This window comes from Pseudoalteromonas sp. SG45-1 (assembly GCF_014164135.1).
GTDB classification, from domain to species: domain Bacteria; phylum Pseudomonadota; class Gammaproteobacteria; order Enterobacterales; family Alteromonadaceae; genus Pseudoalteromonas; species Pseudoalteromonas distincta.
Genome location: NZ_JACJEP010000004.1, coordinates 194,512 through 217,457, shown reverse-complemented (window position 1 = coordinate 217,457; position 22,946 = coordinate 194,512). Strand labels below are relative to the sequence as shown.

22 protein-coding genes are annotated in these 22,946 nt (G+C 39.4%); 12 read left to right on the top strand and 10 right to left on the bottom strand.

Going from position 1 to position 22,946, the window contains the following annotated elements:
• Window position 1: 1 nt before the first annotated feature.
• From H5117_RS05870 to H5117_RS05850, 5 genes are all read right to left on the bottom strand, one after another.
• A complete protein-coding gene (locus H5117_RS05870) occupies window positions 2-772 on the bottom strand; it encodes an SDR family oxidoreductase (RefSeq protein ID WP_182736588.1) in 771 nt (256 codons plus the stop codon).
• The gene (locus tag H5117_RS05865) at window positions 769-1,458 is read right to left on the bottom strand and encodes a TenA family transcriptional regulator (protein WP_182736585.1); all 690 of its coding nucleotides are present in this window, start codon (window positions 1,456-1,458) and stop codon (window positions 769-771) included. The genes H5117_RS05870 and H5117_RS05865 overlap by 4 nt, the downstream gene beginning before the upstream one ends.
• The gene (locus H5117_RS05860; RefSeq protein WP_182736582.1) at window positions 1,451-2,920 is read right to left on the bottom strand and encodes an AMP-binding protein; all 1,470 of its coding nucleotides are present in this window, start codon (window positions 2,918-2,920) and stop codon (window positions 1,451-1,453) included. The genes H5117_RS05865 and H5117_RS05860 overlap by 8 nt, the downstream gene beginning before the upstream one ends.
• Window positions 2,917-3,570 (bottom strand): thermostable hemolysin, encoded by a 654-nt coding sequence (locus H5117_RS05855; RefSeq protein WP_002959142.1) that lies wholly within the window; start codon window positions 3,568-3,570, stop codon window positions 2,917-2,919. The genes H5117_RS05860 and H5117_RS05855 overlap by 4 nt, the downstream gene beginning before the upstream one ends.
• Before the next feature lie 152 nt (window positions 3,571-3,722).
• On the bottom strand, window positions 3,723-5,804 hold the full coding sequence (locus H5117_RS05850; RefSeq protein ID WP_182736579.1) for a TonB-dependent siderophore receptor: 2,082 nt from the start codon (window positions 5,802-5,804) through the stop codon (window positions 3,723-3,725).
• A gap of 168 nt (window positions 5,805-5,972) precedes the next feature.
• Between H5117_RS05850 and H5117_RS05845 the strand changes: the two genes are divergently transcribed.
• The 5 genes from H5117_RS05845 (at window position 5,973) to H5117_RS05825 (ending at window position 10,207) form a co-directional block, all read left to right on the top strand.
• Window positions 5,973-6,596 carry a fused MFS/spermidine synthase gene (locus H5117_RS05845; protein WP_182736577.1) on the top strand — a complete coding sequence of 208 codons (624 nt, stop codon included), beginning with the start codon at window positions 5,973-5,975 and terminating at the stop codon, window positions 6,594-6,596.
• Window positions 6,589-7,473, top strand: a complete 885-nt coding sequence (locus tag H5117_RS05840; protein WP_182195732.1) for a spermidine synthase — start codon at window positions 6,589-6,591, stop codon at window positions 7,471-7,473. Before H5117_RS05845 ends, H5117_RS05840 begins: the two co-directional genes overlap by 8 nt.
• 133 nt (window positions 7,474-7,606) lie before the next feature.
• Entirely contained in the window at window positions 7,607-8,074 is a 468-nt protein-coding gene (locus tag H5117_RS05835) for a MarR family transcriptional regulator (RefSeq protein WP_024595849.1), read from the top strand.
• An 8-nt stretch (window positions 8,075-8,082) separates the two neighbouring features.
• The gene (locus tag H5117_RS05830; protein WP_165723799.1) at window positions 8,083-9,147 is read left to right on the top strand and encodes an HlyD family secretion protein; all 1,065 of its coding nucleotides are present in this window, start codon (window positions 8,083-8,085) and stop codon (window positions 9,145-9,147) included.
• Between the two features lie 10 nt (window positions 9,148-9,157).
• On the top strand, window positions 9,158-10,207 hold the full coding sequence (locus H5117_RS05825; RefSeq protein ID WP_024595851.1) for a DUF2955 domain-containing protein: 1,050 nt from the start codon (window positions 9,158-9,160) through the stop codon (window positions 10,205-10,207).
• A 113-nt stretch (window positions 10,208-10,320) separates the two neighbouring features.
• Here the strand turns inward: H5117_RS05825 and H5117_RS05820 are convergent, their stop codons facing one another.
• The gene (locus tag H5117_RS05820) at window positions 10,321-11,478 is read right to left on the bottom strand and encodes a benzoate/H(+) symporter BenE family transporter (protein ID WP_024605207.1); all 1,158 of its coding nucleotides are present in this window, start codon (window positions 11,476-11,478) and stop codon (window positions 10,321-10,323) included.
• A 378-nt stretch (window positions 11,479-11,856) separates the two neighbouring features.
• On the opposite strand from H5117_RS05820, the gene H5117_RS05815 reads away from it, so the two are divergent.
• Window positions 11,857-12,561 carry a hypothetical protein gene (locus tag H5117_RS05815; protein WP_182695288.1) on the top strand — a complete coding sequence of 235 codons (705 nt, stop codon included), beginning with the start codon at window positions 11,857-11,859 and terminating at the stop codon, window positions 12,559-12,561.
• Window positions 12,562-12,681: 120 nt separating this feature from the next.
• A complete protein-coding gene (locus tag H5117_RS05810) occupies window positions 12,682-13,425 on the top strand; it encodes a zinc-dependent metalloprotease family protein (RefSeq protein ID WP_002959157.1) in 744 nt (247 codons plus the stop codon).
• A 90-nt stretch (window positions 13,426-13,515) separates the two neighbouring features.
• On the opposite strand, the gene H5117_RS05805 is transcribed toward H5117_RS05810, so the two are convergent.
• On the bottom strand, window positions 13,516-14,736 hold the full coding sequence (locus H5117_RS05805; protein ID WP_039488828.1) for an alkaline phosphatase family protein: 1,221 nt from the start codon (window positions 14,734-14,736) through the stop codon (window positions 13,516-13,518).
• Window positions 14,737-14,898: 162 nt separating this feature from the next.
• On the opposite strand from H5117_RS05805, the gene dgt reads away from it, so the two are divergent.
• Together dgt and H5117_RS05795 are read left to right on the top strand one after the other, a co-directional pair.
• On the top strand, window positions 14,899-16,365 hold the full coding sequence (gene dgt, locus H5117_RS05800; protein WP_182736575.1) for a dGTPase: 1,467 nt from the start codon (window positions 14,899-14,901) through the stop codon (window positions 16,363-16,365).
• 72 nt (window positions 16,366-16,437) lie between these two features.
• Window positions 16,438-18,081, top strand: a complete 1,644-nt coding sequence (locus H5117_RS05795; RefSeq protein ID WP_182736573.1) for a cell surface protein — start codon at window positions 16,438-16,440, stop codon at window positions 18,079-18,081.
• 315 nt (window positions 18,082-18,396) lie between these two features.
• On the opposite strand, the gene H5117_RS05790 is transcribed toward H5117_RS05795, so the two are convergent.
• The 3 genes from H5117_RS05790 to H5117_RS05780 form a co-directional block, all read right to left on the bottom strand.
• Window positions 18,397-19,251, bottom strand: coding sequence for a bile acid:sodium symporter family protein (locus H5117_RS05790; RefSeq protein WP_182736571.1), 855 nt, complete (start codon window positions 19,249-19,251; stop codon window positions 18,397-18,399).
• A gap of 86 nt (window positions 19,252-19,337) precedes the next feature.
• A complete protein-coding gene (locus H5117_RS05785; protein ID WP_182711958.1) occupies window positions 19,338-19,919 on the bottom strand; it encodes a uracil-DNA glycosylase family protein in 582 nt (193 codons plus the stop codon).
• A gap of 150 nt (window positions 19,920-20,069) precedes the next feature.
• Window positions 20,070-20,426, bottom strand: coding sequence for a VOC family protein (locus tag H5117_RS05780; RefSeq protein WP_039488837.1), 357 nt, complete (start codon window positions 20,424-20,426; stop codon window positions 20,070-20,072).
• A 227-nt stretch (window positions 20,427-20,653) separates the two neighbouring features.
• On the opposite strand from H5117_RS05780, the gene H5117_RS05775 reads away from it, so the two are divergent.
• Genes H5117_RS05775 through H5117_RS05765 form a run of 3 tightly spaced genes read left to right on the top strand, consistent with a single transcriptional unit; the run spans window position 20,654 to window position 22,925 of the window.
• The gene (locus tag H5117_RS05775) at window positions 20,654-20,995 is read left to right on the top strand and encodes a hypothetical protein (RefSeq protein ID WP_002959167.1); all 342 of its coding nucleotides are present in this window, start codon (window positions 20,654-20,656) and stop codon (window positions 20,993-20,995) included.
• On the top strand, window positions 20,992-22,593 hold the full coding sequence (locus H5117_RS05770; RefSeq protein WP_182733081.1) for a PepSY domain-containing protein: 1,602 nt from the start codon (window positions 20,992-20,994) through the stop codon (window positions 22,591-22,593). The genes H5117_RS05775 and H5117_RS05770 overlap by 4 nt, the downstream gene beginning before the upstream one ends.
• Window positions 22,590-22,925, top strand: a complete 336-nt coding sequence (locus H5117_RS05765) for a DUF3325 domain-containing protein (RefSeq protein ID WP_182733080.1) — start codon at window positions 22,590-22,592, stop codon at window positions 22,923-22,925. Before H5117_RS05770 ends, H5117_RS05765 begins: the two co-directional genes overlap by 4 nt.
• The last annotated feature ends 21 nt before the right edge of the window (window positions 22,926-22,946 follow it).

Sequence of the window (22,946 nt, the reverse complement as noted above, 5' to 3'; positions counted from 1 at the left end):
GTTAACTTAAAAAACGTTTAATTTTAGGAAGTTGCTTTGCAATAGCGTTATCAACAACGCTTGGGAATACGCCATTTATGCGTGCAAATAATTTTTCAGGGAAACCAATAAAGCGCCTTGTTTGGTTTGAACTTATAAGAGCTAATAACTCTTGAGCAACTAATTCTGGCGAGTCCATTTTATTGCCGAGCTCTTTATTCATTGCCCGCGCTTTACTGCTATTAATAGATGTATCTGTTGCTCTTGGTGCTAAATAGGTCACTTTAATGCCTGAGCCGTTAAGCTCACGAGAGAGCGCTTCTGTAAAGCCACGTAAACCAAATTTACTGGCGCAATAAAGCGTTTGAAACGGGTAGCCAATACTGCCAAACGATGATCCCACGTTAACAATGGTGCCTTTGGTATACGCTAACTGCCCTAAAAATAGCTGGCATAATTTAATAGGCACCGACAAATTAGTAACGAGTATATTATCTATTTGCTCATTACTTGTGTGCTCAAGGCTTTGCATCGTATTTATACCTGCGTTATTAATAAGTAATTTAACGCCGCCGAGTTGCTTGGCTTTTATTGCTAGGTTAATACGTGCTGTATCGTCGGTTAAATCGCCCGTAAATATTTCACTGTCTGGGCATGCACGGCTCAGTTTTTCAAGGGCTTGGGTATTTCGCCCTACAAGCAGTAACTTCCACCCTTTTGCATATAGAGCTTTAGCAATCGCTTGCCCTATTCCGCCTGTTGCACCAGTGAGCACACATAAAGAGCTACTCATGCCAATTTGCCTTGTGCACGTGCTTTAAAAAACGGTTCATCATCGAGTCCACGAAATATATCGCCGTATAAACGATAAAAGCGCTTTGCACCATGAATTATGGCTTGTTGATCCGCCTCGTCTGTTATTTGGTTCATTAGGTTTTCAAAAAACTTTACATGCTCTATATCAAGCGCGCCGTGAGAGGTTAAATAACTAAATGCTTTTTTAGGTAAGCCCACAGCATTTGCAATGTTTGAAGCCGCGCCATCAGCAAGCGCTATAGAAGTGCCTTCAAGCACATGCACCATGCCAAAAAAGCTCAACGGATTTTTACGTGCAATGGAGTCGTACGCATACGACACCATCATTTCGGTAGCAAATTGCGGCTGACTACACCGTACTGTTTCTTTGTCAAAACCACAGGCTGCAATGTCATTAAGTACCCACTCTTGATGACCTATCTCTTCTTCAATGTATTCTGCGACGGCTTCGCGCAGCCATTCTTGATCGTCGGTTAATCGTGCACCAACCGACATCATTAATGGCACAGTATGCTTAACATGATGATACGCTTGCGCTAAAAACGAGGCGTATTCTTCAAGTGATGCTTCGCCTTTAAAAACACGCTGAATAATCGGCGCTGCAAGCAGGTAGTTTTGCTCTTGTTTAGTTTGCTCTTTAAGGGTGTAAAAAAAATCACTCATTAATTACTTCTCCAAGTCGGTAAAATTGATCAAACACAGCATGGTACTGCTTACTTATAGCATCTCGTTTTGGGCGATTATTTGTTGTTAATAATCCTTGTTGCACACTTAATGGGGCATCTAGACGATGCCATTTTTGAATTCGTGCATAGTCGGGTAGTTGTTTATTAATTTCGTTAATGTACTGCGCTAACACTGGGTTACTTAGCTTTGTATCGGCGTAAATAATGGCACTGAGAAAAGGTCGCCCCTCACCAAACACAACGGCTTGTAAAATACCGCTTTGGCTGAGTAATAGTGATTCGGGCCACTCGGCACTGATGTTACGACCCATGCTGGTAATAATTAGGTTTTTTAATCGGCCTTTAATAAATAAAGTATTTTGACGCTGCTCGACTAGATCGCCGGTTGCATACCACTGGTTTTTGTCGTGAGGTTGATGATTTAAGTAACCTAAAAACAAATCGCCTTTTATAAAAAGCTGACCATTTTCAATTTTGGTTTGAATATGAGGTAACACAGAGCCGGCACTGTGGATGTTATCGTTTGTGGGTGTATTTAAACTAACGACAGATGCCGCCTCAGAAAGTCCATAACCTTGGTATACTGGTAAATTTAAGCTACGCGCTTTGGTTAATAGCATTTCGCTGACAAGCGCACCACCTACGGCAATAAACTGTAACGAACTAGGCGGTTGCCACCCATCTTCTGCAAAAGTAACTAAGCATGCTAATAGTTCAGGCACTAAAATAAGCGTATTTGGCTTAACTTTATCAATCGCAGCAATAAGCTGTGCGGGCTGTTTTAATGCAGTACCAACAAAGCCTAATTCATTTAACGGCATTAAATGCACTGTACCGCCACTTTTTAAAGGGGCATACACACCGGCTATATTTTCAAGCAATACAGCAAGTGGTAATAAACACAAATGAACAGGCTTTTTAATGTTAATTTTATCGCACAGAGATTGCGCTACCTGCATTTGACTCTTTGCAGATAAACACACGCCCTTTGGTTGCCCGGTTGATCCTGATGTAAATGTTACTTTTTGAGTTTCTGGAAAATAACTGACGAGTTTAGCTACAACGATTTCGTAAATATATAATGTGTAACACTCAAATAAAGTAATTGATGCAGCCGGCTCCCCAAATAAAGGGTTTAGTGTGTCGCTCATAAATATATTAGCGCCACATTGAGCTAGTACATATTGAGTTTGTTGTTCACTAAAAAAGTGAGCTATTGGCACAGCCACTTTATTAGAAACCGCAGTAGCGGCATCAATAACAAGCCAAGCTGGCGTATTATCGAGCTTATAAGCGATACATTTGCCGTTAAAGCTATGTAGTATTTTTACTACTTTTTGTATTTGCTGGTTAAACTCATCACCGTTAATTTCAAGTGTTTGCTCTTTATTGTGGGCAATAATTAATGGCGATATTGCATGGGTATTATAGTAATTCATACATTCACCAATGCATTTACCAAAGAATTGATATTTGAGTGATTTTGCTGCATCAAACTATAAAGCATTGGGGTATTTAATACTTGTTGGTGAGCTTGCTCTAAACTCACAACGCATACGGTAGGCTGATTAGCGTAGTAACTTCCCCAACTTAGCGGATGCTCAACAACAAAACTGTTTGCCACAGCAATTTCAGTGCAGTTAACGCCTAATAAGCGCAGCAGTGCACGCACTTTTTTAGTGGCGCAAAATACTAAATGTTTAGCACCTACACTTTGCAGGGCTTCATTAACAACAATAAAATGCCCAAGCGTTGCTTTGCGATGTGTAGAGCATAGATTGCCAAGCTCAAATACTTTATTACGCTGAGTGTTCTCAGGTAAAAAATGCTCAATGGGCTGTGCTAAGTATTGCTCTATAAATAGAGGAGCTGTTGCTTGCCTTAAACCCAATGTGCATTGCCCTTCGTTTGTCGTGTATTGGCAAAGTAATGGCATAAAAGAGGTAAGCGTGGCGTTGTAAGCGACTAAAAACCCTTCTTTAACTGTGTTTTCTAACGCACTTCTATGCTCATCATTAACGCGAGCACTAACAAAGCGTGAGTTATTTTGAATATAAACGGGTGATGAAGGTAGGTGTGCTAATTGCATAAACATCGCTCATATAAAGTGTATGTTTGTAACTTAGCGAGCGAAACTTAAAGAAAACTTAAGAAACCTTAATTTAAATAAAAAAGCGCCTTAATTATTAAATTAAGACGCTTCAGGATGAAAACTGTTTAAAAGCTTAATAAGCTAAGCTATTAAAAATTATAAGCTATCGACATTTTAAATTGCGTAGGCGCCCCCGGATAAACCCACAAAGCGTTGTAACTACTTTGAGCGTAGTCTTCATTAAAAATGTTATTAATACTCACATTTAGCTCTGTTTTATCTGTTAAATTTAATTGACCAAACAGGCCGACCAATTGGTAACTTGGTAGTCTAAAGCTCAAATCTGCGGCATCACCTAGGCGGCTGCTGGTATATTGGTAACTTGCACCAAATTCAAGCTCTTTACCCATTAATGCTGTTTGATGGCTAAGTGTAAGGTTTAGATTGTTTTTTGGTACATTTACCAGTGGGCTGCCTTTTTCTATTGGCACGCCCCAATCGGCATTAATAATGTCGTTTGCTGTGGTGGCATCTATATAGGCGTACGATAAGTTAAATGCTGTTGCATCGGTAATATAGGTATTTAAATCAAGCTCAAACCCTTTGCTATCAGCTTTACCAATGGGAGCCGAAAAACCAACGTTTACTGGATCTGCCACTAACATATTACTTTTAGAAGCATCAAAAAGTGCCACAGTACCGTTTACACCTAGGTATTCAAACTTAGCACCAACTTCAAACGAGTCGCTGTACTCAAAGCCAAACGGGTCGCCGTTTGCATCAGTACCGCTCAGTGGTAAAAAGCCTTCAGAGTAACTGCTGTAAAAGGTTATAGTATTATTTAGTTCATACACTACGCCAACGCGTGGGCTTATTTGGCTTTCAGAGCTGGTCGAAAACACGCCGCTGTTTGTTTCTAAAATATCTTGGTCTACGCTATCAAATCTAAGGCCAAGTAAAAGTTTAAACTTATCAGTGATATCCATTTGATCTTGAATGTAAATACCGTAAGCGTTTTGCTCTTCATCATTTTCATAAAGTAGCGAAACAGCAGGACGTTCACCAGAATAATCAGGCTCAAAAATATCAATAGTATAAGTGCCATTACCGCCACGATAACGAGAAAGCGCCGTGCGCAAATCGTATTTATATGCATCAATACCTATTAATAAATGATGCGAAATGCCGGCTGTATCTAAACGTCCGCTAACTTCAAACTTTACACTTAAATCTTCTACTTCGTAGTCGCGATAGCGCTGCTGGCGGGTAAGTGTGCGGCCATCGTCAAATAACGATTGGCGTGACGGTGCAAGTTCTGCATCTGACGAAAAACCCGTTAAGCTAGAGTCTCGATAATTTGCACCTACAACGAGTGACCATTCCTCGTTAATATCGTGATTTAACGTAATTTGGTGGCCTCGAGAGTAAACCTGCGTATCTCCATCGTTTGGGTTACCTAAATAGCGCGAGCTTGGTAGGGTGTCAAAATCGTTATCGAGTACAACAACACCACGGTCGAATAGCTGAGCTAAATCTACGTATTCAAACTCATAAGTTACACTGGTCGATGCGTTTATTTGATGATAAATAGACGGCGTAATCACCTTTTTATTGGTATATACCTCATCGCGGTAGCTGTCACTATCTTGCCATGCGCCATTTATTCTAAACGCGGTGGTATCGTTAATGCCGCTGGTATAATCGCCTTCAACGCGATTAAAACTGTCGCTGCCTAAACTTAGTTTTATCTCACCCTGTGAATCAAACTGTGGCTTTTTAGTTACAATATTTACAGTCCCGCCTGGCTCTGATCGCCCATAAAGTGCTGAGCCTGGGCCCTTTAGTACTTCAATGTAATCAATGTTAGATACATCACGCGGGCCGCTAAAACCACGCCCACCGCTAAAGCCATTAACTAAATAGCCCGATGGCATATTTTCGTTACCCGAAAGGCCACGAATAGAAAAGCTATCCCACAATGCACCGCTATTGTTTTTACGTGAAATACTAGCTGAAAAATCAAGCGCATCTTGTAGTTGAGTAATTCCTTTTTTATTAAGCTCAGCACTATTAATACTAACTATAGATTGTGGCATTTGCTTTTGAGGAATATCACCGCGATAAGCTTGTTTATAAGTGACAGATATTTTTTCGATTTCTTCTTTTTGATCTTGCGCAATACTGGGCGCACTAATTCCTAGGCAGGCTAAATAAATTAAAGAGTACTTCATGTGATTGATTAACTAAGCAAGTGTTATAGTATAACAAAATTGTAGCATGTGTTACTTTATAACAAAACTTCTTTTTAAAAAATCACTGAGCGATTAATTAATGCACTAGCGACTGCCGTGTCATCACGTTAGTATAGTGTTCTACTTAAGTTACATAACGATAATTACATGAGCATAAAAACAAACGCGTTAATTTACTTTTTAGCTTTTTGCAGCGGTTTTTGCATTATGGGGATTGAACTTTTAGGAGGGAGAATTCTCGCCCCTTTTTTTGGTAGTAGCGTACATATTTGGGGCAGTATAATTACAGTATTTATGCTTAGTTTATCTTTTGGGTATTTACTTGGCGGTAAACTCAGCACTAAAAATGCATCACTTACCAAATATGGTTTAATATTTTTAATAGCCAGCATTATGGTGGTGCCTATTACATTATTTTCGCAGCCAATAATGGAATTTATATTTACCCATATTGAAGATAGCCGCTACGGCTCGCTCTTAGCGTCATCCGCACTATTTTTTATACCTACCGTTATTTTAGGCATGATCTCGCCCTACTCTGTGCGCTTACTGGTAACCGATAGCGATAAAAGCGGCCAAGTGGCTGGGCGTTTATACTTTGTAAGTACGCTTGGCAGTGCACTGGGTACTATAATTACCTCGTTTTACTTTGTACTCGCGTTTGACGTAAATACTATTATTAGCGCCTTTGCTCTAACGCTTGGGTCACTGGGTTTAGTCGCGATTGTAATTAATACCTTGGCTAATAATAAGGAGCTTGCTCATGCTTAAATATTTACTACTGCCGTTAATTGCATTTTCGGGTTTTGCGTGCAGTAAAGTTATCCACGAAGAGCGCTCGCTTTATCGCAATATTATTGTTGAAGAAACGAGCGACTTACGTTGCCTTAAATTTAATACTAAAAGTAGCCAAACAAGCCAAAGCTGTATGTATAAGAACAATCCCGACAAACTTGTTTTTAATTACACTAAACTTACTTTTGCGAGCCTTTTAGTAGCCGATAACCCTAAAAATGTACTTATTATAGGATTAGGAGGCGGTACGCTTTCTAACGTTATTCATGAGCTATACCCCACTGCAAAAATTCATAATGTTGAAATAGATCCGGCAGTAACTAAAGTTGCACGCGATTACTTTAACTTTATAGAAAACGATTTAGTGACATCAAGCGTGCAAGATGGCCGTATTTTTATAAAACGTGCCGCAATTAAAAAACAAAAGTACGATTGGATTATTTTGGATGCATTTAACGGCGACTATATTCCGGAGCATTTGCTTACTAAAGAGTTTTTTGAAGAAGTACAAAGCGTATTAGCCGAAGGCGGTGTTATAGCTGCAAATACGTTTTCAAGTAGTAAACTTTATCAGCATGAGTCGGCAACTTACCACGCTGTATTTGGCGACTTTATAAATGTAAGTCGCGAAAATCGTAGTAATCGTATTATTTTAGCGGGACTTAAATCAATGCCGAGCGAAGCGCAAATTAACACGCGTGTAAATGCTCTCGCCCCTAAATTAGTAAAATACGGTATAGACATAAAAGCGATTAGCCAATTTATGCAATTTACTAAAAACGACCAAGATTGGCCCGCAGATACAAAAGTACTTACCGATCAATACTCCCCTGCTAATTTACTTAACTTTTAAACTCCTGCTAAACCTCACCATTTCTACAAGTGAGGTTTAGCAAATATTTTACCATTTCCCACTCTTTCATATATTTACTTAGCAAGCTAAGTAATGATAAAATAGTTAGCTTGCTAACTATGTTGGGATGGCTATGCCTACACACAAACCTTTTCACGAAACACTCGATTTAACTGTTATCGGTAATATGGGCCGAGTTCATCGCTTATGCCGCGAAGCGGTAACCATTGCAGTTGAGCCTTTAGGGCTTACTCAATCGCGCTGGACTGCACTAATGCATATTAGTATGCGTGGTGAGGGACTAACACAACTTGAGCTTGCTAATAGCTTAGGGATAGAAATGCCTTCATTGACTCGTACGCTTAAGCAATTAGAGGAGCAATCGTTAATTGTTCGCCGTGTAGACAAACATGATAAGCGCAGTAAAAGACTCTATTTTACTGAGCAAAGTGATGCCATTTTACATTCATTGCAAGAGACTATTTCCGATATAAAAAATCAGTTATACAGCGGTTTATCTGTTGAGCAACTAGATGCGATTGCATTTGGTTTGATCAAAATAGAGCAAAACGCCCTTAAATGTATTCAAGTTAATAAGTAAGGCTAAAAATGACACCGGATCAAAAGTTTGCACGCTATGTAAGGTTTTCTCTCATAGGGTTTATCTTAGTATTTATTTACTATTTAGTGGCCGATATGGTTTTGCCTGTGACACCACAAGCACGTGTTTATCACCCTGTTGTGCAAATATCACCGCAAATTAGTGGCCGAGTCACTAGTGTGCAAGTTAGTAATAACCAATCAGTTAAAGCAGGCGATATATTATTTAGTATCGATGAAGGCCCATATAATTTAGCTAAAGAACAAGCTCAACTCGCCCTTGATGATGCCAAATTACAAAATAAACGCCTTGATACCAATGTTAAAGCGCTTGAGGCACAAATAAGTGCTGCAAACGCTAAACAGCATGAGCAAAAACTATTAAAAAGCAGAGGCGAAAAGCTCTATAAGCAAAAGTCTATATCGGAGCAAGAACTTGAAAGCATTCGTGCTAATTTTGAAGCGAGTAAAGCAAATGTTGCAGCCCTTGAAGCGCAGTTAGCTGAAGCGGTTTTAGCTAGAGGTGACTCAGGGAACAAAAACTTAGCCATGCGCCACGCTGCTAACCAGTTAGCGCAAGCTGAGCTAAATTTATCCTACACAAAAGTGCGCGCATTAAGTGACGGCGTAGTTGCTAACTTACAATTATTAAACGGCGCATACGCAGTTGCAGGCAGCCCGTTATTAGCTATTGTTGCTAAAAAGGCAGATTTAGTTGCCGACTTTAGAGAAAAGTCACTCACAAATATGAAGCAAGGCACCCAAGCGCGCGTAGTATTTGATAGCCGTCCAGGTGAAGTTTACGACGCAATACTTGAAACATTTGAAGCAGGCGTTAGCAGTGGTCAACTTAGTGCTAATGGTTTACTAAGTACAACAGAAACCAGTAATCGTTGGGTGCGTGATGCACAGCGTCAACGCATTCACTTAAAGCTCATTAATCATCAAGACTTAATAGCAAACATGCCTAGTGGCTCACGTGCAACAGTACAATTATTACCAGAATCAACAATTGGGCAATGGTTTGGCTCTGCACAAATCAGGTTTATTAGCTGGTTACACTACATTTATTAATGGAGGCTTTATGACTCAAATTGTTAGCCAAGGCCCACAATTAGACTCCAATGGCCTTCGCCAAGCACTGCGCATTGCAGGTGGGTGTACCCTTGGCTTTACTATTAGTGAATTAATGAACTGGCCCAATGGTATATTTTTTACCGTTTATCCTATGTTGATATTGGGCATGGTACCTACGTTAAGTCGTGGGCTTATAAATCAATTTATAGCATCTGCTGCATTTAGCGCACTTATAGTGCTGATAATGCAGGGATTATTTTCTCACTTACCAGTCGTTATGACATTGTTAGTGTTTGGTGTTTTCTGCTTTTTATTTCATAAAATGAGTAGCGGTAGTGCCTTTTTATTTGGCGCTTTAGGCGTGATCAGTCTTTCTATTCAGCTGCATTTTTCCAGCTATGTTGATCAAGGAAGCAGTATTTATCCATTAATTTTAACTAATGGTTTGGCTATATTTTTAACCGTTATTATTGGAGCATTAATGCATGGCCTATTTCCTGATGTAACCGCAAGGCCCGGGCGAGTAATGCCAGCTAAAGCAAAAGAAAGTATTCGCCATGAGGTATTGTTATGCTCAACCGTGGCTACGCTCTCTTTTGTTGTTTTTCAGGTTCTTGATTTACAAGACTCAATATCTGCGCAGGCAGCTTCTGTGCTTATTTTATTTTCGTTGTGCTGGAAAGCCGCAGGTATGGCCGGTTGGCAGCGAGCAATTGGAACGCTTATAGGCTGTAATGCAGCGTTACTATCGCAACTATTTTTGTATAGTCACTCTGATTTTTTACTTTTTCCGATGGCTATTTTATGGATACTTTCGTTTGTTTTTGCGCGCTTTCATATTTTAGGCGGAGGCATACCTGGCATTGGTTTTGGTGTATTGACTACATTTGGTATTTTGTTTGGAAATTCACTCGGGCCAGGCCAAGATCTTGTTTATAGTGCAATGTACCGGTTTAGTTCGGTATCTGTGGCTATAATCTTAAGCTTATGTGTTGTGTATGTTATGCACCATATACTTAATCGGTTTAGCGTAACTCGCCATCATACTTATGATTAGGTAAACCCTGTTTGTAAAACTAAAGGCTGCAATTGCAGCCTTTTTAATAAGCTTGGTTAAACTATTTTAATCATCTATATGAGCAGTATTTTCGCTTTACATATTCACAGTTTTTAGTCTTTCCTGGTGATAATAAGCGTTAGCACACCCGCTATAATCCCCCAAAAAGCAGACCCCACTGAAAGTAATGTTAAGTTAGATGCAGTTACTAAAAAAGTGACTATTGCGGCCTCAGTATATTCAGTACGACTAAGGGCTTGCTGCAAACTATTAGCAATGGTGCCAAATAGCGCAATGCCCGCCAAAGCTAAAATAAGTGCCTGGGGTAAACTTGCTACCAAGCCAACTAATGTAGCTGCGCACAACGCCATTAAAATATAAAATACGCCAGCCGCTATACTCGCCCAATAACGTTTATCATGATTTTTATCCGCCTCATCACTCATACATATAGCTGCGGTAATCGCGGCTAAATTAATAGAGTAGGCTCCAAAAGGAGCGCTAAGCATATTTACAAAGCCAGTAACATTAAGAGATGCAGATATAGGCGCTTTATATTTATGTGCTTTTAAAACCGCAATACCCGGTAAATTTTGCGAAGTCATGGTAACTATATAAAGTGGTAAACCTATACTAATACATGCTTGCAAGTGGAAAGCGGGTTCAATATAAGCAAATTCGCTCATTTTCCAGTGCAGCGCGCTGGTATCAATATGGCCCATTTGCCAAGCGAGTAATACACCTATAATAAGCACGCTTAACATAGCAAAGCGGGCAAAAAAGCGTTTACCAATAAAGTACATAACGACCATTAAACCAATTACTAAAGGCATGTCGTTCATAAAATTAAACACATCGATACCAAAGGTAACAAGCACGCCGGCCAACATGGCGCATGCAAGCTCACTTGGAATACGGTTCATTATTTTTTCAAACCAGCCCGTAACCCCCGACAAAAACACGAGCAATGCACTGAGCATAAACGCGCCAATAGCCTCATTTAAGTTATACCCTTGGGCACTTGAAATAAGTAATGCAGCTCCCGTGGTAGACCACGCAATTAAAACAGGTACTTTGTAATAGTACGATAAACCAATTGACGTTGTGCCCATCACTAAACCGAGCATTAAAATCCAACTAGCTACTAAATCGGGCGTACCACCAAGGGTTATCACTACCTGATAAATTAATGCAATAGAACTCGAAAAACCAATAATTACAGCCACAAGTCCTGCTGTAATTCGGTTAAGCAACTGATCAGACACCTTCATAAATTCCTCGTAATGCATTTATGCAGCTCACAACATACGTGCCCAATAATTACATTGCAATTAGCGATTGGTTTACAAAAGGTGAAATAAATTCACTTTTTATTTTTCATTGTAATTAACGTCAAAAAGTCACTTTTAACCATTGTATTTAACTAAACAAACAAGTACCTACAACTGCGCCAAAGCCCGCGTAAACACTACTAAAAACCAATACTAAAAAGAGCAAAAAACACACCAAAAATAAATATCCTTATATTTTATAAGGAATTATAAAATTAAGAAATAATTCTTTTCGGTTACATTTATTATCTTGATCTAATCCATTTAATAATATAAAACGTAACAAATAGTTAACCAAAAACACTAAAAGAGAAACAAATGAAGAGATCTGTCGTCTTACTAATTGCTATACCATTATCGGCATTTGCAGTTTATGGGCTATTTTTTAATGCAGATGAAACGGGCGAACCTATCGCGCCTGTTGCTATTGATTTTGTTCCTATTGATTTACAAAAAACGCGCAATACGCATCCCCCTGCACCTATTGATATGAGTAAAGATCCAATTACTGTTAAACCCATTGCTGCCCCTGACAACAACTTACCGTTTGAAGAATTTGATGCCGTAAATCGCCTATCAGACAAAGCAAAGCAAGTGCTTATAAATGCAAAAGTTTTACCGACTGACTTACATAACGAGGCCTATATTGAGTTTGATTTAAATTCTTTACAGGCGTTAGAAACTGGCGAAAACTTTGATTTAGCTATTCCGCAAACAGCCGAAACATTCACCGCAGAAGTGACTAATGTGGTTGAGTCTGAAAATGGCGATAAGAGCATATTTGGTAAAATAGTGGGTGTTGACGGTCGCATGCATAATACCGTTTTAACGGTAGGTAAAGATGCCGTATATGGCCAATTTACTGCACCTTCTGGCAACTATGTATTCGAAAGTAAAGGTAAGTACGGATGGATTGCAGCAAAACGCGATTTATATAAAAGCCACATAGAGCATGAAGTAACCGCACCAAAACCCAAATCAGATAAAAGCATCGATATATTTGCACCAAAAATTGATGGCTAACCAAAAAATATAAAAAGCAATTAAAGCCGCACTATAAGGCAGCTTTAGTGTGTCTGCTTTTTATGATCTCAACCAAGTTAAAAACAGTTCCAACCACAACAAGAGTAAGGAAATACAATAATGAAAAAAGTAATCACAACAACAGCACTGGCTGCGGCATTATGTGCAGCAAGTGTTGCACAAGCAGAAACAATCGATATCGGTATTTTATATACCGACCAATCAGCTGCCGCAACTAGTAATATTGACACTAAAATAAATCAACTAATTGCTTTTAGTAATCAGGTATATAGCCAAAATGGCGTTGATATAACACTACGCTTAGCTGGCAAACAAAACTTAGGTGACTACGCAGTAACGCCGTCTGAGGATTGGTTAGATTCGGTTACAAATAGCAGCTACGTAGATGGTTTACGCAGCGATTGGAAAGCCGACATGATTGCCGTATTAGGTACTGGCCAAAGTGCTGGCAATGGGCTTATTTCATGTGGTTTAGCGTGGGTTGGCCAAGGCACTAATGGCAATCTATATAGCTCAATGAGCAGCCGTATGTACTCAATCACTGCAATTGATTGTGGTGCAACTACATTTGTACACGAACTTGGTCATAACCAAGGTTTAGCGCATTCACGCAAACAAGGTGACACATCTGGCGGTGTATATGTAGATGGCATGGGTCATGGCGTACAAAATGAGTTTGCAAGTATTATGGCTTACCCGCACGTTTACGGTAGCGCAACTCAGTACGATTACTTCTCTAACCCTAACTGGAGCGTAAATGGTATTGCTTTTGGTATTACAAACCAAGCGTATGCAATTCGCACGGTTACTGCTACAAAAACAAGTATTGCTAACTTTAAATAAGTAGCGCATTAAAAAGTGGGCTAAATAGCCCACTTTAAAGTTTTAACATGTTCTTCCCTGCAGAGCGCTTACGCGCTCTTATAGATTAAGCTAATGCACAACCACTTTTTGCTTAATTGCTGGCATTAATGTTTTACCATTGCCATCTACTTTGTTTAACAATTTAAGCCCCATCACTTTTGCAAGTACTGGGTAGATATCAAGGTTACTCACTTCTTTAAGGCTTATACCTTGTTTAAATGCAGGGCCTACAGCAATAAATGATGCTGCCATATCCTCGGTATATGCATAACCGTGAGTCCCTAAATAGGTTGGTTTTTTACCATTGGTAAATACCGCTGGCGCTGTAGTTTGCACCACAATATCGCCTACGCGAGTGCCTTTATTGTAATGGTACGCTGCTAACTGCTCGTCAGTTAATACTGTATAACGACCGTTTGCTGCTTTTTGTAAACGAGCTTTATAGCCGGCTATATCCGCATTTATTGCATCGGGTTGAGTGTATATGAGTAAACGTGGACCGGTGTTTTTAACTAAAAAGTTTTCATCTTGAGGCAGTGTGGTTACATCAATACTTTTATCTGGATCTATACTCGCCATACCATGATCCGAGACAATAACTAAGTTTACCTCTTGCTCTAATTTACTTAAGCGAGTTTGTAATTGCCCCATTAATTCATCAAGCTGTTTAACTGCATCTCGCGTTTGTGGTGCGTCTGGTCCAAACTCATGGCCCATGCTATCAACTAGCGAAAAGTAACTCGCAATAAAACGTGGGCGCTGTGCTTTTGGCAAACTTAACCATTGAATAATTTGATCAACACGGCTTTGGTAATCGCTGTATTTAGAATAGTGATAAAAGTAATCTGGTGTCATGCCGTTAAATAATGCATCTGACTCAGGCCAAAAATAAGTAGCCGATTTAAGCCCCTGCATTTTTGCTAAATTCCAAAGCGGAATCCCCTTCACCCAAGTGCTATCGCCCAATGCTTTGCCCATGCTGTAACAGTCGTTTTTACGCGCTTTATCACAAAAGCTATTATCAACAATGCCATGATTTACTGGCAGTAAGCCCGTAATAATAGAAATATGGTTAGGAAACGTTTTAGTCGGATAAACAGGTATTAGTTTTTGTGCGCGAACACCGCGCTCGGCCATTGCTTTTAAATTTGGTGCGCCGTGTTTTTCAATATAATCCCAACGCAGGCCATCAATTGATACAAGCACCACAGTTTGCTCTTTTGCAGCAAATGCGCTGTTCATTCCTAACATTAGGCAAATTGATACTGCCTTTAAAATCCACTGTTTCATTATAAACACCTATAAATGCACAACAATTACTCAAAAAATTATTTTAAAGCAAGTTGTTACTTTATGATACAAACTGATAGATTAAACCCTGTATATTAAAGACAAATGACTATGTGCTAAAAACTATGCCAGTCATCAATTGTAAAAAGGATAAGTATAAAGATGACCATAGATTTTAGTAAAAAAATAACGCCAGCACGAATGTATCGCACAACCTCTAACTTACAAATGGCGCTAGAAAGCGACCGTGGCCGGATTATTAACAGTGCCGCTATTCGCAGGCTTCAGCAAAAAACCCAAGTGTTTCCCCTTGAACGTAACGCAGCTGTTCGTTCGCGCTTAACTCACTCGCTTGAGGTACAACAGGTTGGTCGTTTTATAGTGCAACGTATTTTTGCAAATTTAAGCTACCAACAACAAAAAGATTACGGTTTAACCGACCTAGAACGCCCCCTAGAAAGCTTAGTAGAAATGGCCTGCCTAATGCACGATATAGGCAACCCACCGTTTGGACATTTTGGCGAAGCTGCAATAAACCACTGGTTTAATAACAACCTAGCAAGCGTAACACCCGAGCGCTGCAAAGAGCCCAATACCGGTATAGGTGTTGTTTTTAAACACCTTGCGCTTGATATTTGTAACTTTGAAGGCAACGCTCAAGGCATACGTATAATTCATTCGTTGCAAACGCTTAATTTAACTTACAGCCAAAGTGCTGGTATTTTAAAATACACTCGCCCTGCAGGGCTTGATACAAAAGATATACCGCAAAATAAAAACTACTTAATGAAAAAAGTAGGTTACTACTACAGCGAAAAAAACTTTGTTGAAGCACTACAAAAAGAGCTCACTATTGAGCCATATTGCCGCCATCCAGCAAGTTATATAATGGAAGCCGCCGACGACATTTCGTATTGCCTAGCCGATATAGAGGATGCTGTTGAAAAAGGGATCATAAGCACCGAATTCTTATGTACACAGCTTAAAAGTCATTATAAAAAAGCACTTATAAACCTAACAATAGACGATACAGAGCACCAAACTTTTGTAGATAAAGCAGTTGACTACGCACATGAGCGCGCCAAAGCACAACCGTATAACTTTAACAGCGAATTTTTTATATACCTGCGCGTAGCACTTTTACATCCGCTAGTTGGACATGCTGCAAAACGCTTTATTGAGAACATAGAACCTATTTATCATGGCGATTTTAACCAAGCACTTTTAGAAGATAGGAGCCATCTACACGCTGTAACCAAAATGCTAAAGCAAGTGGCACTTGAGCATGTATTTTCAAACAAAGAAGTCGAAAAATTAGAGCTACAAGGGTATCGCATAATTAATGGTTTGCTCGATTGCTATAAACCATTACTGCTACTAAACAAGGATGACTTTAAGCGTGCACTAAATGGCGATTCACGTTTATTAATAGAGTCGCGACTTGTTAAAAAGCTCTCTAAAAAGCACTTAAACAGTTACCAACACGCAATAGATGCGATGCAAGAAGAGCCCGATCACTTTGCGGCGTATGAATTTTATTATCGCTGTAGATTAATTCAAGATTATATAAGCGGTATGACCGACCAATTTGCTTACGATGAATATCGCAGCCTTATGGTTATTGATTAGACGTATTACTCTGGATAATTTTTAATTTTGCGCTTAAAATCAAACTATTAATATTTAAGCGCGCATAACTTCATGATATCAAAACTAATTAGATTTACCCTTTGCTTTGCCTTATTTTATAGTGCGCAAAGTGCTGCATACAACGAAGCTATGTGCATTTTAATTAAACAAGAAATGCAGCAAAATAGTAATAATAAAGCGAGTCAAAAATACCGTAAAGCTGCGCGTGATTACAAAAATAACTGTAATAAGCCAAAAGAAATTCAAGCACAACCTAAGCCCCAAATAATAGAGCCTGAGCCGACTATTATTACTCAGCCACAACCTAAAATTGTTGAACCTGCCCCTGTAATTAAACCTACTGAAGAAGCTGTTAAAGAAAGCATCAACGAGCAAACCCTTAATTTAACTAATGATCAAAAACAACAAATAAACGATCAGCTAAATACCAACAGTAACGAAATAGTAATTGATGCAGAGCCAACAACAGCAGTACCCGAGCAAGTAGTTACAGAGCAAAAAAACGAAGCCGCAATAGAGCAAGTAAAACCTGCGACGCCAGAGCAAAACGTTCAACCTACGCCTGAAAATCCTGTACTTGTAAAACCAGCACCGGTGTTAACTAAACCAGCGCCAGTTATTGCGCCGCAACCTATAGCACAAAGCCCAAGCTCTTTACTTTTACCCACTTTAATACTTGTTATAGTGGTACTTATTGGCGCTATGATAGTCGTGCGCCTGCGCCGTGCAAAACAAAGTAAAGTGATGGCAGAACCGACTATAGCGGCTCCACCTGAAGTTAAATCAGAAAAAATTGCTACGCCAGCTAAACCTGAAACTACAAAAGAGCCAGAGATTGAGCCTGTCGTCATCAACGAAGTAACTCAAAATAATAAACCAGTTGAGAGCAGCGTAGAGGCAAATGAAGAGCCTTTAGAGCCTACGAACACTACACAAAATGCTGATATTGAACATACACCACCGCAAATTTCAGATGAGCAAAACAACGTAGCTACACAAGTGCAAACAAGCGAAATTGAGCCTACACCGCTTAACTCAATTGATACTTTAGAGCAAACAAGTACCGCTACATTTAACGAAGTAAAACAAAAACCAGAGCCTAATACAGCCGAGTTTGAAGCCGCCGCCAAAACAACCTTAGAGCGTATTAAAAATGCCAGCAGCTTTAATGAGCCAGAAGTACGCGACTTTGATCCAGATGCAAAGCCTGTAAAAAAACAACGTAAGCACCATACTGCTCATATAACGGAGCCTGCGCCAATAGAAGCCGAACATAACACTGTAGAGCCTGTTATTAGTACTCCTGAGCCAGTAACAGCGAGTGAGCCGGTTGTAGATTTACACGCACCAGAGCAAATTGCTGACGCTCAATCGACTACATATACAACAGAGCAAGACTTTAAAGAACCAGAGGTACGTACATTTAACCCAGATGCACCATTACCTGGTGAAAAGCCGATGCCTAAAAAACAAAGCTCAACACCTGAGCAAGCACAAACAACACCGCCAGTTGATGAGCCACAAAGTGAGCCTAAAAAAGCAGACAATAACAATCCATTTGCTAACTTGTCGTTAGACTCAAGCTGGGATCCTGACTCAACTGAAAAACCCAAAATAGAAGAGAAAAAACGCGCGCCTAAATCGCAAGCATTAATAGATGCAGAAGAACGCGCTAGAAACATGCAAACCAAATAGTAAGTTTTAAAGTAGCGCCTCATATTTGAGGCGCTATTTTAGTAACTAAATAATTAACTGCTTTTTTACCGTATTACTTACACTCTTATCCCATCCTAAAATGCGCTTTAGTAATTAGGAGCTTCGCTCCTTGCGCGAGCAAGTTCAGCGCCTGGTGCAATATTCAAGCTTGAGAGTGTTTTATAAGCTTACAACTTGTTGGCGCGATGAGTGCAGAGCATACATTTAACTGGTGGTATTTTTAGACTTGAGTTTACGGCTACGTTATCCGCAGCCATAAATTAAAGCAACTTGGTCAACATGCCCTAGATAAGTTTATTTTTTAAGCTTTAACCCGCCAATTAATAGCAGTGGTCCTATAAACATGGCAAGGCCATACACGCCACCGGTAACTGCGTATTCTGGTTTATTTAAAAAGCTAATAGCGATTAAAATAGCTAACGATGCATTTTGAATTCCAACCTCAATTGAAAGCGTCAGCGAATCAGTTAAATTTAATTTTGAACACTTAGCAATTAACCAACCAACAACCATTGAACCAATATTAAGCGCTATGCACGCCCAAAATACGTTGTTAAATGAGCTAACTAATAAATCGCGCTCTTTTATTACTAGTGCGGCAATCATCATAAGCATAAAAAACAACGAGAAGCGTCTAAAAAACGGCTCTGATTTAATGGCAAAATCACTTTTAAAGTGACGCAACCAAATGCCTATAGCAACTGGCACTAAGGTAATAAAAAATAGCCCTAATGAAGTAGTTAAAATAGAAAAAGTAGCATCGTCTGCTGGGGCAAACTGACTCATAGCAAAGCCAATAATAAACGGTGTGGTTATTATACTAATTGCGGTAGAGGCAGCTGTTAAACTTACCGAAAGCGCTAAATTAGCTTTAGCAAGCTGGCTTACTACATTTGACATAGTACCGCCGGGGCAAGCAGCTAATATCATTAAACCAATAGCGATAGGCGTTGGTAGGTTTAGTAAATAACACAGCCCTAATGCTAATAAAGGCATTGCTACAAGTTGGCCTATTAAACCCATGACAATGCCAAGCGGGCTTTTAAATAAACGAGTAAAATCGGTTGTTGTGAGCCCAAGACCCATACCAAACATAATAAGTGCAAGGGCGAGTGGAAGTATTACTTCAGTTAATATAGATGCATTCAAATTAGACAGCCTCGTTTGTTATTGTTTTTAATTAGAGTGTTAATTTTTAAGTTAACTGTAACGCCCCTTTACAATAACTAGAACTATTACTTATTTAAAATAGCAGCCACGTGCTTATCTAGTTCTGGAAGTACATCTTGTTCAAACCATGGGTTCTTTTTAAGCCATATATTATTACGCGGACTCGGATGTGGAAGCACTAAATAATTTGGCCAATACTCACGCCACGATTTTACTAACTCCGTAAGTGGCATTTTTTTAGTCTCTGGTAAATGATACGCCTGCGCGTATTTACCAAGCACTATTGTCAGCTCAATATTTGGTAGTGCAGCCAATAATTGCTCGCGCCATGCAGGCGCGCATTCTTTTCTCGGTGGTAAATCACCCGACTTACCCCTACCCGGGTAGCAAAAGCCCATAGGTAAAATTGCTATATTATTGGCATCGTAAAATTCATCACGTGTTAGCCCAAGCCATTCTCGCAGGCGGTTTCCGCTTGCATCGTTAAACGGCACACCTGTTTCGTGAACTTTGATTCCAGGTGCTTGCCCTGCAATTAAAATACGTGCGTTTTGGTTAAATTGTATAACAGGGCGAGCCCCTAAAGGTAAATGAGGTTCACAGATCACGCATTTACTAACTTGCTCTATTAATTGGTGACTATTCATGCTTATTTGGCCTTAAATGCTTAATATTTATCCTAAATGGCCATTTAGGATAAATGAGTTGGTAAAAAATCGGTTTATTTTAATTAAAACGAGCGTTAGTTAGTAAAATCGTGATCTTTAAGCTCATTCGCGCTACAAGCCTTGTAAAACCTAGTGTTGCTCTGCCCATACAGCAAATTCATTGCCGCTCGGCTCTGCAAAATGAAACCGGCAACCACCCGGAAATTCAAAAATAGGTTTTAATATTGTGCCACCATGGAGTTGTACTTTTTTATACGTAGCGTGAATGTCGTTACTATAAAAAACCAATAACGCAGCACCATTTTGAGTTAGCGATTTAAGCGGCGCATTAAAAAAGCCACCATCAAGCCCTTGGCCACTAAACGCCGTGTATTCTGGGCCGTAGTCAGTAAACTGCCAATTAAATACACGACTAAAAAAGGCCTTAGTTGCGGGTAAGTCGCATGCAGGAAACTCAACGTAATTTAGTTTTTCGTGATCGCTCATCGTTATTCACTCTTTATTTTTACTCAGTTTATTAACCTTAAGCTTTACATAGAGCCTGTGCAATATCATTAAACAATATCAGATCAGTATTTTACTAAGTAATTAAGTAAGCATAACTTACTTAAAAATTAAATACCACAAATGAGAATAACTATCTTTTGTATTTGTAACATATATAATAGCGCCTTTGTTTTATCCTCAGCTTTAAATAAAGGGATTAATTAACTATGCAGGCACCTTTGCACAGTGCGCCATTCGATAAGGTTAACGTGATTGCGCTTATAGTAAAAAGCGTAAGCAGTTATCGAGTTTTGGTATTTTTACGTTTTTTTATTGCCATAATTGGTGGCTATGCTTTTACCTCTGCAAGCACTGCGTTATTAAGTTTTGTATTGCCAATAGCTAAACAAGACGCTGTGCTGTTTAGTGTTTCAATCAGCATTTTAATTTATGCCGTTGTATTTATTTATGCTTTTAGCGTTAAATCATTAAAAACAGTATGGATCAGTATTTTACTAAGTACAGGAGCGTTCATAGGATTGCTTGCATTACTGAAGGGTTGGGTATGAAAGACAGCTTTTTCAGATCGATGACTTGGTTGCACACTTGGGTAGGGTTACTCGTTTGTTGGTTATTATATTTAATATTTTTTGCAGGGACTCTTAGCTTTTTTAGAGACGAAATAACGTTGTGGAATCAACCAGCCATTCATAATGTGCAAGCCCAAACACAGCGTATAGAAGCGCAAAAACAACAAATAATTACCGGATTTGATTACTTAGCTAGCCATGGAGCTCACTCATCAAGCTGGCGTATTACATTACCCGAGCCGCGTATTCCTTATTTAATTTATGGTTATGCAAAACCAAAAGAGCCAGGCCAGCGCCGCAGCCGGTTTGAAAACACACAGCTAAACCCTAATACCATGCAAGAGCTTGAGCCCTTTGTAGATACTAAAGGCGGTAACTTTTTTTATCGGCTGCACTATGATTTACATTACATGGATGCAATAACCGCACGCTGGATTGTGTGCTTTGCTAGCTTTTTTATGCTGATTGCCATTATATCGGGGGTGGTTATTCATAAGCGTATTTTTAAAGATATGTTTAGCTTTAGGCGTAACAAAGGTAGCCGTACATGGTTAGATGCCCATAACTTAAGCTCTGTGCTTGCCCTTCCTTTTCATTTAATGATTACTTACACGGGTATAATTACACTTATATTTATGTTGTTTCCCTACCCTGCGCAAACGTCTTATGATGACGGCATGCGTGGCTTTTTTAACGATGTAACACCTCGCAATACCATGACCGATAAAGCCCAAGGCGAATTGCCAATGGTGCCAATACAACGCATTTTAGATCAGGTTTATACTAAGTGGCCTCATGCAGATATTACTCGCGTACAAGTTAACCAACCAAATATGGCAGCTTCAACAATTACCGTATTGGTAAGCGCAGGTAAAACACTACGTGACCAAGCACCACGCTTAATATTTAGTGGTGCTACAGGGCAAATGGTCGCTAAAACTGATGACGAGCTAACTAGCAGCAAAGCGCTTTACGAATCACTTAATTCAATGCATACAGGGCGTTTAGCTACGTGGTTACTGCGTTGGTTATACGTATTAGGCGGTATTGCAGGCTGTGTAATGATTGGCTCTGGCTGTATTATGTGGGCTAAGCGAATTCGCGAGCGAACTAAAAATAACGTTAAACCTTCGTTTGGTTTAAAACTAGTTGAGGGGTTAAACCTAGCCACTATTATGGGACTTCCACTGGCAACGTGTGCATTTTTTATTGCTAACAGACTACTTAGCCCAACTACCGCAGAGCGCGCCGATAAAGAAATACTCGCGTTCTTTTTAACATGGCTAGCGGTTGCTCTTTTAGCACTTATAAAGCGCGACACACTGCAATGGCGAGTTATGGCAGCTATAAATGCTGTTGCATGTTTAAGCGTACCGGTTATTAATGCACTTACAACTAACGGTAATCTAGTTAGCTATTTGATGCACGAACAGTGGGCTTTATTTACTTTTGATGCACTGTTTTTGTTATTTAGTATATTGTTTTTTATACAAACCGAAAAATTACGTACTGCTAAAAACAACTCAAAAATAACCAGCCCTAGTCAATCTAATAACTTTAAAGGGCAAAAACCATGATTGATTTACTTGGGTTTAGCCTATGCCTGCTCAGTTTTAACTGTTTTGCGCTAGCTAAGTATAATCATTTTAAAGATGTATTTAAAAAACGCCCTACAGAATCCCAACGTAAAAAGCTGCTATTAGTTGCTTGGATCAGTATTTTACTAAGCTTTGTGCTTTGTATAGTTACTCAAGATGGATATGGTGCATTACTATTTTGCGGATTTATGAGCCTAAGTGTCTTAATTATAATGGTTTTTTATAATTTTTTAGTAGGCTACGTGAAGTGGTTTAGTGTTTTAAATAGCGTGTTAGTTGTACTAAGTGGGTTGTTTTTAGCATTAAACTAGCCTTAGTTAGTAAAAACGTGA